Origin of the sequence: Bradyrhizobium sp. CIAT3101, assembly GCF_029714945.1 — a bacterium.
Classification (GTDB): Bacteria; Pseudomonadota; Alphaproteobacteria; order Rhizobiales; family Xanthobacteraceae; genus Bradyrhizobium.
In genome coordinates, this window is record NZ_CP121634.1 from 7012232 (window position 1) to 7025523 (window position 13292).

The following is a 13292-nucleotide window of genomic DNA, read 5'->3' on the forward strand; positions in this document are numbered from 1 at the left end:
CGGCAGCCGCTGACGTTGCGCGAAGGAAGAACCTCAAAAATTGTGCCAATTGCACAGCATCGCTCGAGAAAAGTCATTCTGTTGACTATTCAACGGTTTAACTGCCAGCACGGCGCCATGCTAGTCGAAACATCGTGCCGTCCTGGATGTGACAAAGCCGGCAATCGAGGCAACGCAATGCAAGTCGAGAGCAGCAACGAACAGATCGTGCAGGTCCAGCTCAATGAACAAGGTGCGATCCGCGACGTCACAGCGATTGAATATATTTGCCGTCCGCGTTCGCGCTCTCCGGGCGAACGCGCGACCCGGCAAGTCTGCGCCATTTATGTTCTAACGACGCTTAATAGCTAATACCACTTCCGCTATGCCCGCGGCTGCTAGGGCTACTAGCCCAAACACTCCGAGAGCTACTCCCCAAAACATCCCTCCTGAAGTTGCGGATGCTTCCTCATGCGTTAATTCGGTTAGACCATCGGCTGACATATCGATTTTCATTGTCATCTCCTTGAATGACTGGCCGGCAGCTCCTGCCGCTGAGAAAGAGATAAATTCAAAAGTCGGGCCAACTCCGCAGGAAATCACAGAAAGACCGCTTTGCTTTTTTATTCAGTGGCTTAGCTGAGAGCGCGGGGCACGCCGGCCATGCCACGTCTCGAATGCGACAAAACCGACAACAGGTGGCAACACAAGATAGGTCGGGGAGCGGCAAGGAGGGGAAATGGATCCGCGGCACCTGGCGCGGAACAGCGAATTCCATCATAGCAACAGCGGACAGTCTTATGGACGTGCGTTCCTTCAATCTGGTGATGGACAAAGGAGCGCGGCACGGAGTCGTCGATGAAGCGGCAATTGACGCATAGCCGAAGCAGGTGTGTGCGGCACTCAACGGCTCGACGTGCTAAAGCGGTGGCATCCCGGGAGGACGACGGACTTCAACGGCTGTCCAATTGGAGATACTCTGATGCCGATTGGCCGGTCTTTACCGGTTGAAGACAACGGTTTGGACGCGATTCAAGTGCTCAAACCTGGGGCATCGGAGGCGACCTGCCGGAAACCTATGGCCCCCGCACCACTTGCTATAATCGCTTCGTTGTGAGGTCGGAGTGGGGGCGTTCACGCAAACGTAACTGCAAGGGACAATTTCCGGCTGACGCCACAATTGTCGGACGTCATTGGGCGCAAGCCCATCAACTGATCCGCCGAGGCTATAATCGATATAGCGTCGAACGCTTCGGCCTCGTCGAACTGCTCGTAGGCCTTCGCCACCGAAGACTGGTTCGACGGTGTGGACCAGCGTGCGTCAACTCAGCCTTATTGGTTTTCGCCGAGGCACAGCAATAAGTGAGCTTGCGGCACGATCTGCCTTGGAGAACGACCAACGGACGGCAACTTGGCTCTTCTGAGTCGTGCCGTATATCCTATTCAATGACTCCGGCGGACGACATGAGTGTGCATCGACCGTAGGCAATATGTCTTAGATCGAGGAAGCGCACCCGTGTTGGCGCAACGGACAGCCTTGTTCAAACCGTCAGGCACCGCCGCAGCGAGAACTGCCGCCACGGCAGCTGCCGCCGACGGCAGGGAAATCATCGATTTGACCGCTGGCGAGATCTGGAGCGAGTTAGCTCCAACTGTGCGCGAGGGCGCGATCGCTGCAACTGGTCGCAACCTTAATCGCTACACCGACACGCTCGGTTTGATGGAGTTGCGGCATGCATTTGCTTGCAAGCTTTCGGCCGAGTCCGCTCAACCCTGGTCTGCAGACAAGATCGCGGTGACGAGCGGCGCCAAACAGGCACTATTCAATGCTGCCATGATTCTCGTGAATCCTGTGACGAAGTGCTAGTTCCGCCCAGAACGGAGAGATTCCCCATTACTGAGACTACCTGAGCGTCGAGACATTCGCTGTTTTCGCGTGTCCAACCTTAATCGGAGGACCTACCGAGAAGGATGCCTCGCATGACTTCCAGATACTTGTATGCGTTGCCGAAGGGCGGTGCATGCAACTGGTGGATCGAGGCGATGCATTCGTCAGCGTGGTGCAATTCTCGTGCTGAAGCCTGGACAGGCCCAGCGGCCACGTTCGCGTCGCGAAGCCTTTGGTCAACGTGCGTTGGCGACCTCTCCAATATAGAAGGGAGATCCGTTAGCAAACCCCTTGCGGCATTGGGAGAGCGAATCCGGAACGCTGGTAGTAAGAAGAACGGCGCGTCGTCTTACGATAGTACGACTAGACGGCATCGGCGGAAGTCGGTCGAATTCTCTGAGCCCGAAATTCTTTCGGCGCGCAGCCTACTTCGAGCTTGAAGAATTTGCTGAAATGCGTGGCTTCTCGAAATCCGAGCTTCTCCGCGATGACCCCAACCGGCAAATCCGTATGAACGAGCAACCGCTTGGCTTCAAGATTGATACGCCTCGAAATGAATGCTTTTGCGCTCATGCCGACCGCCTGCTTAGTGACTCGCGTCAGGCTTCTCTCGGTGCAGCCGAGGTGCCTCGCGTACCAGCTAAGTTGGTTCCACTCACCGAACCGCTTGTCGACGAGTTTCTGAAAGCGGGTGAAGCGTTGCAAGGAGCCTGAATGCTGCGGCTCCTGTCTGCGCCGCTCGCCGTGAACAACGGTAATCCAAATCACGAAAGCGTAGAATTGATAACGCAGCAGCGCATGAACATCGGCCGTAAGTTCATGCGGGCGGGTGGCATTTCCTGACGAAGAAGCGCTTGATCGCGATGAGGTGTCGAGCAACGAATCGTCATGCATGCGACGGATCGCATCTGCTGCGCGCTTCAGCTCTCCGCCGTCCAGCCTGAGGTGTTCCGGCAGGCGTTCGAGGTCGACAGCTAACCGTAGATCGTGGGGAGCAGAAGAGGTGGGCAAGAGGAACTCGGGGCGAAATAGGATAATCCATGCGTCCCATTGCTCATCACTTCCGAAATTGTGAGCCTGGCCTGGCCGCAATGCGAGCAAGGTCCCGGCACAGCAAGAAATGGGTTCAAAATCCACGAACTGAATGCACCGACCGTGGGTGATGCAGATCAGCATGTAAAACTCGTAGCTGTAGGTCCAGTGCATCGCCTCTGCGCGGGTTCTTCGCTTGAGATTGGACACGCGAAAAATTTCTAGGTCATATGGGTAGGGCTTTGCCGGCTGATAGCCGAGGTACTCGATATCGACCTTCCGTCGGGAGGGAGAGATCATTTCCGTGCCCTTTCCGTGTCGCCTTGGCCGACCAGCCCGCGGAGCGAGCGTGTCCGATTTGTATCAGAGGGTCCCCCGTTTTTTGCCTTTATTTTGGGTACAAATGGCCGATAACAGTCATTCTGTTCGATCGTTTGGGAAGAGCAAAGATGGCAACCGAAGTAAAGAAGATCAGCGAGACGCTCCTCGACCTAGAGCGTTCGCTCAACGAGCGCTGGAGCACAGGAGACTGCCACGGCTATCTCGACAACTACCACGAGGACATCAGCTATTTCGACCCAGTGGTCGAGAAGATACTTGTCGGCCGCAAGTCCGTGGTCGAACATCTCCTGAAGATCTATAAGAATCCTCACATCGTGCGGAACGAGTACCTCGACCCGCATTTGATCGTCAGCGAGGGCGGCGATCTCGCGGTACTGAGCTATAACCTCAATACCTTTGTCGCGAGCCAGGCGGGAGGCGAGCAGCCACTCAGGGCTTGGAACTCGACCGAGGTCTATCGTCTGGTCGATGGCCAATGGCGCATCGTGCATTCGAACTGGGCTCTGACGAAGTCTCTCGCCGTTGCCACGGCATCCTAGGAAAGAAGATTTGCAGTCAGGTTTCAATGGTGCCGAATCTATGCCAATCGACGCTCTGCGATTAGCCGGCACCATTTGATCCATTGGGCCCGAACCTAGCGTATATGTCATGACAGACATTAAAGAGACCCTCGCCGCCGTAACACGGGTGCGCTCATGGTTGGGAATCCCGTTTGCTACCGCACAGCGTTTCCGCCGTCCAGTTATCTCGGAATTTGACCCTAACCGCCACTACAACCGAAAAGGTGTTGCCCCCGTTCAGTCCAGCAGTCTGGACTGGCTAGGTGCCGAGAGTGGGACAGGCGAAGATTGCTTGAATCTCAATGTGTGGGCTCCGGAGCCAGTTGCTGAAACTAGCCTTCCCGTGATTGTCTACATCTATGGGGGTGGCTTTGAGGTTGGCGCGAACTCACAGGTTACGTCCAACGCCTCGGGGCTCGCTGCGACTGGGCGCGTGGTTGCCGTATCCGTCAACTACCGGCTAGGGGCTCTCGGTGCTATCTCGCTATCGCAGTACGGGGGACGCTTGGCCGAAGCCAGCAATCTCTGCCTCCAAGACGTCATCGCGGCCCTCGGTTGGGTAAAAAAAAACATCGCGTTTTTCGGCGGCGACCCCACCAACGTCACCGTCATCGGCCACAGCGGCGGCGGCATGCAGACGCTAGCGCTGCTCGGCGCTCCGTCTGCGGATGGCCTCTACCGACGGCTCGCAGGATTTTCTGGCGGAGCCTCCCGTCTCATCCCAGCGTGGTGGGCCGAAGAGCTTGCGGAGCTTTTCCTCAACGAACTCGGCATTGCAGATAATCCCGAAAAGCTGCTCGAGATGGACACGGCCCCCATGATCGCGGCTCAGCAAAAAGTCGTTCCACGGGATATCGGCGCCCGCAACGGCGTGGATAACCAATCGATAGGTTTGGTTCTCGACGCGGACCAGCCCGGCGGCGTCCTTGGTGCACATCCGATGGACGTCCTTGCGGCCGGGACCCATCGCCAAATCGATCTACTCCTCAGTACGGCCAGCAACGAGATCGGCTGGTGGGTGGCAAACGACCTCGAGCGATTCGATCCGCACTGTGTCGACAACGTGATCGCCGAGGTCAGGCGGTGGCGCATTCCTCGGTCTCGTGCACGACTCATCGTTAACGCTTACAACCAAGGCGGGCGCACGCCTGCGGAAGTGCGAGGTGACATCCTGACCGACTGGATCTACCTCCTTCCTGCGGCTCGCGGCGCGCTCTCCCACGCAGCCGCCGGCGGTAACGCGCTCTTGCTCATGATTGGCCCTGCAGACGGAGCACCCGCAGTGCACGGTACTGAACTATATGCCTTGGTCGGCCAGGAAGAGCCAAATCAGAGTCCTGACCAAGCTTCCCGCGACCATCGCATCCGAAACGTTGTGCTCGATTTCGCTACCTCAAACAATGCTGGTCTGTGGTCTCCTGTTAGCAACCGGCCTGTGTCGGGAAGTGCAGGTAACCTGTTTTGTGATCCAGCAATCTACTATCAAAGAGTCCTCGACTCGTTTGCAAACATCGCACGTCCATAACCGGCATTTCGACTGCGATTGGGAGGCTTTGCTGCCATTGCGGCAACTATTCCGCACCAAGCAATTTGCAAAGCGGTAACCCAATCTACTTCTTTTCGGGATGCAGAATTGCGCGCACGACCGCGAGGAGCTTTGCGGAATTGAGCGTCGTCGCTGATGGCTGGCGCGAAGCGCGCGATGAATTGTCGGTTGACGATGGACATCGACACCAAGAGCAGCAAATAGGAAGAAGTTCGGATCGGCTTCCCGCTCGCCATCATCATGGTTCGCCGCCTCGATCAAAGGCAGCATGATGTGAATACTGATCGAAAAATGCCCCCTATCGGCGTCATCAGGACCCCTCTAGTCCATTGATTTTGTTGGATTGGAGTCATGGGCCCCCGGCGCCGTTCATAGTCGGGACCCCTCGCCGAAACCCACTCCTGGACCGTAAGCGCCAAGCTTTGCATGCCGCGACGCATGTCGGTGTGGCCAGTGGCGATCCAAACCCTGACGCCGCTCGGGATCGGGATCATCGTCGTCGCAGGAGCTCAAGAACCCGTTGCAGCGCCTCGCCGTCGACGTCCCGGTCAACGCGAACACGACAGCCACCGCCAAGCTCAATCTCGATGATTCCGACCCCTTGCGCGCTGTGCAGGCGGTGGAGACACCGGTTGTGGCGTGTCGCTCGAGATCGGAGCCGCCACCGGTGTGATCTCGACGGGAACGAGAGCTGGCACGGAATCTCCGCCTAGTCGCCCCAGGCGCGCCTGTCGACGCCAGGTGAACAGCAGGCTGTGAGCCACCCCGTGCCGGCGCGCAACGCCGCAGACCGTCTCGCCAGCCTGCAACGTCTCTTCGACAAGGCGAACCTTCTCGTCGTAACTCCATCCCGCCGACGCTCGGCGCCCAACACATTGACCTGCATTCGCCACGTGACCTTAAAGCTAGATTTAAGGTCAAATCCTCGGGCCGCCTCTCAAACTACACAAGGTGGCCGCCGCCGGAGGGATACAGTTCCGCCCCCTACTGGACTACTTTTCCCGCTCAGATCATCGTCGCCGGCGGCACACCGCTCTTTATTCAGACCCGGCATAATGGCTATGTCCCGAGGCTCACGAACTTCACCGCGGCAATTACATCGAAGACTAAAGCGATCGTGATCAATACGCCGAACAATCCGACCGGCACAGTCTACGACCGCGACACCCTGGCCGACATTGGCCAGCTCGCCATCGACCGGAATCTCTGGATTATCTTCGATGAATGCTACGGGGCTTTCACCCAAACCCCACATACCCATCATCCGATCGTCTCTGTGGCCCCCCAGGCACGAGCTTGGACCTTGATTGTCAATTCATTCTCCAAGTCGGTAGCCCCAACCGACTGGCGAGTCGGCTATCTCGCTGGCCCCAAGGCGGTCATCAGCGCGGTTAAGGCCCTACAGGGCCATACAACCTCGAATTCCAATGTTATTGCACAGCAGGCGGTACTCCGACATCTGGAAGCCGGCGATACTGCCTTCCAGCTGCAATTGCAGTGTCGCGTTGCTAACGCACGGGCGCTCGGACTCTCGATCCTGTCAGCACTGACATCGGTGCCCCAGCCCGCGACGCAAGGTGGATTCTATTTTTATCTCGATCTTACTGAATTGCAGCGCCGGACCAAGGTCGGTGACCGTGAGCTCAACGCTGATGACGTCGTTAGCGCGTTGCTGATAGACGCTAATGTCGCAACAGTTTCGAGCACAGCCTTTGGTGATCCCGCCGGGGTCCGACTCTCCTACGGCATCTATCTCGAACTCGCAAAGGCTCGCGGCGTCTCACCGCAACTTTGAACAAATGGAACTGGCCTTTTTGGTTCACAATGCGGATTCCGAGACGATCGCGCGCACTTTGGAGTTAGGAGGACCTGATCGTTGGGGCATTTATCCAGTCGGATAGCGACCGGAGAAATGGATGCCGACGAGGAGGGTTACGATGCGCCACGTGCGCGAGATTTTGCATCTGAGCCTGGAAGCAGGGCTATCGACGCGGGTGATAGGCGAGCGTTCCGGGGGCGGGGCGACCACGGTTCGGGATATGCTGAAGCGGTTTGCACGCTCGGGGCTAAGCTGGCCAGTCCCTGCGGAGATAAGCGACGCCGAGCTGGAAGCGTGCCTGTACGGCTTACCTGGGGTGAAGCCCGCCGGCGCAAGCAGGCGGAACCGGACTGGTCGGCGGTGGCACGTGAGTTGAAGCGCAAGCATGTGACGCCGCAGGTTCTGTGGGAAGAATATATCGGCGCGCAACTATCGCTACAGCCGTTGGTGTGACCTGTTCCGGCGCTGGGAAGGCCGCCTGCCTCTGACGATGCGGCAGAACCACGGGGGCGGCGAGAAGATGTTTGTCGATTACGCTGGCGACAGGGTGCCGGTTGTAGTCGACCGCCGGACCGGTGAGTGCGCGGTGCCCATCTGTTTGTGGCGGTGCTCGGCGGATCGAGCTTGTCATTTGCCTGCTCGACGTGGACCGAGCAGTTCGCCGATTGGATCGAGGCGCACAATCGCGCCTTCGTCTTCGGCGGCGTGGCCCATCTTCTGGTCCCCGGCAACGCGAAGGTCGCGGTGATCGAGGCGTGTCACTTCGATCCGATGGTCAACCGCAGCTATACCGACATGGCGCGCCATTGCGGCACGGCGGTGCTCCCGGCGCGGCCGAGGAAGCCGCGGGATATGGCGAAAGTCGAGGCCTGCGTCGTCATTATCGAACGCTGGGTTCTGGGCCGCTTGAGTAACCGGATCTTTTACAGCCTGGCCGAGGTGAACGCTGCGGTCGCCGAGTGCATCGCCGATCTCAACGACACACGGGTGCTGCGCCAGTACAGCAAAACGCGGCGTCAGCTGTCCGAGGAGATCGACGCGCCGAACCTCAAGCCGCTGCCGAGCGAACCGTGGATCCATGCTTAGTGGAAGCGTTGCCGGGTTGGGCTCGATTATCACATCGCGATCGAGCGCCACCATTACTCGGCGCCGTGGCCCTTCGCCCGCCGCGAGGTCGAGGCCCGCATGACCGCACGCACCGTCGAAATCTTCCTTGATGGCGAACGCATCGCCGCCCACATGCGTTGAAGCGGCAACGGGCGGCATACGACGATCCACGAACATATGCCGTCGAGCCACCGGCGCTACCGTGAAAATGGACGCCGTTGAAAATCCGGGAAGAAGCTGCGCGGATCGGGCCAATGCTGTCGCTGCTGGTTGAGAAGATCATCGAGGATCGGCCGCATCCCGAGCAGGGCTACCGTTCATGCCTCGGCATCATCGGACTGGAGAAGCGCTTTGGCGCCGAACGCCTGGAAGCGACCGCGCGGCGCGCGCTGGAGATCCAGGCGCGCAACTATCCCTCGGTCGAATCGATCCTCGAGAAGGGGCTCGACAAGATCCCGGTGCGCAAAGCCCCGGAGCAAACGCCGATCGTCCGGCGCGTCAGCTTGCGCTTTACGGCTGGTGCATCCTCACTAGACAGCGCATGAATCTGAAAATAGTTCTTGGCGAGATCAACGCCTATTCTAATAAACTTCATCTCGGACGGTCTCCCTTCTTTGTGGCGCTCTGGCGACCACGCCTTGGCACTATGATGCCGTTGAGGTGAGGCCGTCCACACCATCAAGGATAAGGAGATCGACCCTGGCGAGGCTTTTCATGCGCGCGGAGATGCGGCCGTCACCCTTGGCCAGGGACAGGTCATCGATCAGGCGCGGCAGCCGGGCGTAGAGGACCGAGCGATTGTCACGGCAAGCCTTGTGGCCGATGGCGCAGGCCAACCAACTCTTCCCGACGCCGGCCGGCCCGATAATGGCCAAGCCCTCATGGGCGGCGATCCAGTCGCCCTTGAGCAGCCTGTCGAACAGTCGGCGATCGAGACCGCGCGCAGCCCGGTAATCGACGTCCTCAGGCACGGCATGGTGGCGTAGCCGGGCATGACGAAGGCGAAGCGCAAGGCGCCGGTCATTGCGGTAGGTCGCCCTCGTGATCAGGAGAAGGGCAAGCCATTCGGCGTGGCTGAGGTTGGCGACATCGCCCTTGCTTTCCAGTTCGATGAACGCATGGGCCATGCCTGCCAGACCGAGTTGCCCCAGCAGTTCGAGTGTCGGGTGTTTGAGCATTTCAGTCCTTTCGGTGGTAATATCCGGGGGCCCGGAGATACGCGAGTTCTTCTCGAGGATCGACCGTGCCGCGCTGGCATGGAGGCTTGCGGCTCAGCGCACTATTGGGCGCGCGAACTGAAGGCATGGGACACGATGTGTCTCTGATGCCGCCGGCCTACACAAAGCCCTATGTCAAACGAGGTAAGAACGATGCCGTCGATGCGGAAGCCATCTGTGAAGCGGTCTCGCGCCCTGCCATGCGTTTTGTGCCGATCAAGAGCGCTGATCAGCAAGCGACCCTGATGTTGCACAAGACGCGCGAGCTGCTGGTCAAACAGCGAACGATGAGCGTGAACGCTCTACGCGGCCATTTGGCGGAATTCGGTCTTGTCGTCGCCAAGGGCACCGGCCGCGTCGACGAGCTTTTAGGCCTCGCAGAAGGCGACGCGACTCTTCCCGACGCCGCTGTCCTGGCCGCGAAGGTTCTCGGTCAGCAAATTGATGCGCTCGGAGGCGCACTCGATGATTTGGAGAGGGAGATCGCCAAGGCTCACGCGCTCAGCGAGACGAGCCGTTCGCTCGGAGAAATTCCCGGCGTTGGCAAGCTTGTTGCCTCGGTAATTACAGCCAGTGTACCAGACCCAAGCGTATTCAATTCGGGACGGGATTTTGCTGCCTGGCTGGGTCTGACGCCCAGGCAAATTTCAAGCGGGGGTAAACCAACTCTCGGAACCATCACCAAGGCCGGTAATCGATATATAAGGAAGTTACTCGTTCTCGGAGCAACATCGCTTCTAAACGTTGTGGAAAAATGCCGTGGCGGCTTGCGCGACTGGACTGTCGGGCTTTTGGCTAAAAAGCTGGCGCGGCTTGTGACCGTCGCCCTCGCCAACAAGCTTGCTCGGATCATCTGGGCAATGATGAAAACCGGAGAATGTTTCCGCGCCGAGATGTTCGCCAAACTTTGAGTGTCGGACAGCCGCATCGAAGAGTTATAAGCTTGGTAAGTGCAAGAAAGGCATGATGAAAGACAGCGGTCGCCACCGAAAACCAGGAAAACCCGACCAGTCGTGTGAGCCTCAAAGCTCGCATCCTTGATGTGACCCCTTGCTTGTCGGACTTCATCAGGGCCAGCGGAGATATGATCCGCGCTAAAGGCCGGACATACGATCGCAGCCGTCCAAGTCGTTCGAAGTGCCAAATTGTGCTTGCCATCAGAGGCCGTGCTTGAACCGCTCGACGGCAATGCCCGTCACCACCTGCTCGAAATCCTCGAAGACCGGTACGGGCGTCGCTCAACGCTGGTGACCAGTCAGCTCCCGGTGGCCCGCTGGTTCGATCTGATCGGGGATCCCACCTACGCCGATGCCATCCTCGACCGCCTCGTTCACAACGCTCACCGGCTCGAACTCAGCGGCGAATCCATGCGCAGGTCCACCATCCCCGCTGCCGCTTGACCAGACCCCAAACATAAGGACATCTTGCCGTGACGATCAGGTGCTCCACCTGCGCGATCAGATCGGAACGCTGCGCGGCATCAGATCGGAATACATGCGCGCGATCGTCGGAATCCGCATTCACAATGCGCTTCTAACAAAAGAGAGCTACCACCGTGTCCGAAATTCCAGGCTACGCCATCATCCTTGCGGCGGGGGTCGGTTCGCGCCTGCGTCCTCTGACCGAGATCCGACCAAAGCCGCTAATCGAAGTGCTTGGCATTCCGATCTTGCACAACGCACTTCGCAATCTCGCGGCTCTTGGCGTCGCCGAGACGACCGTCGTCGTCGGGTATCGCAAGGATGACATCATGGCGGCGTGCGGCGATACATTCGACTAAATGAAGATCAGCTACGTCGAATCTTCGCACTTCGATCATACCGGGAGCGCCTATTCCCTTTGGCTTGCACGCGACACCCTTATGAAAGCCGACGTACTCTTGTTGGAGGGCGATGTCTTTTTCAAAAGTTCTGCTCTTACTCGGCTACTCGATCATCAAGGTGATGTCGCAGCGATCGACGTCTTCAACGAAACGATGACCGGATCGGCCGTACCCCTCTCTGAGGGCGGCTACGTGCGCGAATTCCGTATGAACCAAGGGAGTGCCGACCTATCGATAGAGCCACTCTACCAGACCATCAACCTCTTCCGCTTCGACAAGGATACGGTGAAAGAGCACCTTGTCCCGCGGCTAGATGCCCTTTTCGCTTCCGGCGACAACACCAAGTATGTGGAAGAGGTTCTCGCTTGGCTAATCACAGAAGGCGAGCTGAGGATAAAGGGCGCGCTCTGCGATGGCCTTAGATGGTTCGAGATCGACAGCGCTATAGACCTCGGCGTAGCCGAACGCATTTTCAGCGACCCAGCAGCCGCACCTCACTGACACGGAGAATGGCGCAACTATAACGTCAAACAGTTTGTGATCATGATTGAGCATCTCCGAGATGCCACGCCGCGCCGCGACGATCTCCGGCTGGGAGATCGACGACACGGAGGATTTGCGACCGCACTGAATCCGCTCATCGGCAAGACTCGAAGCTTCCAACCTGCCGCAACGATCCGCAACTGTGTTGCATAGACTCTGCTTGCGACTGGCCCGCCGGAGAATGGGGAATGGCCAGTAAACAAATTCCGATTAACGCTCCTATTTTTCAATTTTCCTCTTCCGGCGCCTCCGTCAGCACTTCAGGAGACTTGCTTTGCGGAGCCGAACAAAACTCTCCGTAACAAGCCTTCTCACCCTTGTAGCTGGCTAGGGCCTGGAGCAACCGCGGTACGTAGAGCTGTTTCATTTTGTCCTGCATAGGCTTCGGATGGTCCAGCGATTTCAGTGCCAGCTCCACCAACTCGATCGCGCGTTCCTTGTTGCCGCTCTCGTAATAATACTGAGCGACCGCCCCATATACCCGAAACTTGTAGCCGTCGCCTTGCGGCGGATTTAGGGCCAGGATGTGTTCGGACAGATCCCTACCCATCGCAAAGCGCTCCTCACGCGGGAGATGGGACGTGTCAATCGCCGGATCGAAGAGTTCGCTTATAGCTATAGTCATCCACTCCTCGGACCTTTGGTCGATCGCGTCGCGAACCAATTGGCGCATGGCCGGCAGGCCCGTCCGCATGTCGCGCATTTTGTGAAGCAACAGATGGGCATGAAGCCCTCGGAATTCGATTTGATTGGGCATCAAGGCAAGGCCCTCTTCAACGGCCGACAACGCGGCTTTCCAATCCTCCGCCTCCATCGTCGGCTGAAGTTTTGCGTAGATTGGCTCGATCACCGCTCTTTCGCGGGTTATGCGTTGGTTTTCGTCGATCCGGTTCGTATCGGCGGCTTTGGCTTCATCGCTAGTTCGCCAGATGCCGTCGAGAACTTTCGGCAAAACGTCATCGAGTTGCGTCGGATGTCCGATAAAGGCGATCTGACCGTCACGGTCGACGACGAACGAGGTGGGAATTCCGACAGAAAAACTGGGCTCCATCCAGAGCTTGTTCATTTCGCCTGAGTAGTCGAACGCGATCCGATAGTTCAGCTTCGGAAACTTTTCGGTCAACCACGCGTCTAGCTTGGTTCGGGCCTCGTTCGCCGTTGGGGCGCTTTCGCTGGCTGCGACTCCGACGACCTCAAGCCCCCTGTCTCTGTATTGCTCTCGCAGCTGCACCAGATGGGGCATCGCCTCCACACATGGCCCGCACCAAGTCGCCCAAAATTCGACGATGTACATCTTCCCGGGCTGAAAGTTCGTCAGGGGCTGGCCACGCAGCCAGCTCTGCACTTTAATAGGAGGAGCCAGGGATTCCATGCGCAGCACCATGTTGCTCTCCAAAGCTATTGCCAAAGGTTGCTCGACTCTCTCAGACTCGTTCT

At 58.2% G+C, this 13292-nt stretch carries 9 protein-coding genes and 3 pseudogenes; 9 read left to right on the plus strand and 3 right to left on the minus strand.

The window, feature by feature from the left end:
- The first annotated feature begins 1495 nt into the window (after positions 1–1495).
- On the plus strand, positions 1496–1846 hold the full coding sequence (locus QA645_RS32710) for an aminotransferase class I/II-fold pyridoxal phosphate-dependent enzyme (protein WP_349253143.1): 351 nt from the start codon (positions 1496–1498) through the stop codon (positions 1844–1846).
- 384 nt (positions 1847–2230) lie between these two features.
- Here QA645_RS32710 and QA645_RS32715 read toward each other — a convergent pair whose 3' ends face one another.
- Positions 2231–3199 (minus strand): AraC family transcriptional regulator, encoded by a 969-nt coding sequence (locus tag QA645_RS32715; RefSeq protein ID WP_283045382.1) that lies wholly within the window; start codon positions 3197–3199, stop codon positions 2231–2233.
- 149 nt (positions 3200–3348) lie between these two features.
- Between QA645_RS32715 and QA645_RS32720 the strand changes: the two genes are divergently transcribed.
- The 4 genes and pseudogenes from QA645_RS32720 (at position 3349) to istA (ending at position 8818) form a co-directional block, all read left to right on the plus strand.
- Positions 3349–3780, plus strand: a complete 432-nt coding sequence (locus tag QA645_RS32720) for a DUF4440 domain-containing protein (protein WP_283045383.1) — start codon at positions 3349–3351, stop codon at positions 3778–3780.
- 109 nt (positions 3781–3889) lie between these two features.
- Complete coding sequence (locus QA645_RS32725; RefSeq protein WP_283045384.1) at positions 3890–5326, plus strand: carboxylesterase family protein; 1437 nt, start codon at positions 3890–3892, stop codon at positions 5324–5326.
- 1033 nt (positions 5327–6359) lie between these two features.
- Entirely contained in the window at positions 6360–7142 is a 783-nt protein-coding gene (locus tag QA645_RS32730; RefSeq protein ID WP_283053447.1) for an aminotransferase class I/II-fold pyridoxal phosphate-dependent enzyme, read from the plus strand.
- A 142-nt stretch (positions 7143–7284) separates the two neighbouring features.
- Positions 7285–8818 (plus strand): annotated as a pseudogene (istA, locus tag QA645_RS32735) (IS21 family transposase).
- Between the two features lie 132 nt (positions 8819–8950).
- Here istA and QA645_RS32740 read toward each other — a convergent pair.
- A pseudogene (locus tag QA645_RS32740) lies at positions 8951–9451 on the minus strand (ATP-binding protein); the annotation flags it as partial.
- A 146-nt stretch (positions 9452–9597) separates the two neighbouring features.
- Here QA645_RS32740 and QA645_RS32745 point away from each other — a divergent pair.
- From QA645_RS32745 to QA645_RS32755, 4 genes and pseudogenes are all read left to right on the plus strand, one after another.
- Complete coding sequence (locus QA645_RS32745; protein ID WP_283045385.1) at positions 9598–10401, plus strand: IS110 family transposase; 804 nt, start codon at positions 9598–9600, stop codon at positions 10399–10401.
- Between the two features lie 204 nt (positions 10402–10605).
- Positions 10606–10890, plus strand: a pseudogene (locus QA645_RS32750) (ATP-binding protein); the annotation flags it as partial.
- A gap of 155 nt (positions 10891–11045) precedes the next feature.
- A complete protein-coding gene (locus QA645_RS43390; RefSeq protein ID WP_349253144.1) occupies positions 11046–11270 on the plus strand; it encodes a sugar phosphate nucleotidyltransferase in 225 nt (74 codons plus the stop codon).
- Positions 11271–11813 (plus strand): hypothetical protein, encoded by a 543-nt coding sequence (locus QA645_RS32755; protein WP_349253145.1) that lies wholly within the window; start codon positions 11271–11273, stop codon positions 11811–11813.
- Between the two features lie 268 nt (positions 11814–12081).
- Here the strand turns inward: QA645_RS32755 and QA645_RS32760 are convergent, their stop codons facing one another.
- Positions 12082–13239: a TlpA disulfide reductase family protein gene (locus tag QA645_RS32760; protein ID WP_283045386.1), complete on the minus strand. Its 1158-nt coding sequence runs from the start codon at positions 13237–13239 to the stop codon at positions 12082–12084.
- Between the last annotated feature and the right edge of the window lie 53 nt (positions 13240–13292).

Coding starts and splice junctions, on each gene's coding strand:
- QA645_RS32715 (WP_283045382.1), bottom strand. CDS start 3,199: ATGATCTCTCCCTCCCGACGGAAGGTCGATATCGAGTACCTCGGCTAT.
- QA645_RS32720 (WP_283045383.1), top strand. CDS start 3,349: ATGGCAACCGAAGTAAAGAAGATCAGCGAGACGCTCCTCGACCTAGAG.
- QA645_RS32725 (WP_283045384.1), top strand. CDS start 3,890: ATGACAGACATTAAAGAGACCCTCGCCGCCGTAACACGGGTGCGCTCA.
- QA645_RS32745 (WP_283045385.1), top strand. CDS start 9,598: ATGCCGCCGGCCTACACAAAGCCCTATGTCAAACGAGGTAAGAACGAT.
- QA645_RS32755 (WP_349253145.1), top strand. CDS start 11,271: ATGAAGATCAGCTACGTCGAATCTTCGCACTTCGATCATACCGGGAGC.
- QA645_RS32760 (WP_283045386.1), bottom strand. CDS start 13,239: ATGGTGCTGCGCATGGAATCCCTGGCTCCTCCTATTAAAGTGCAGAGC.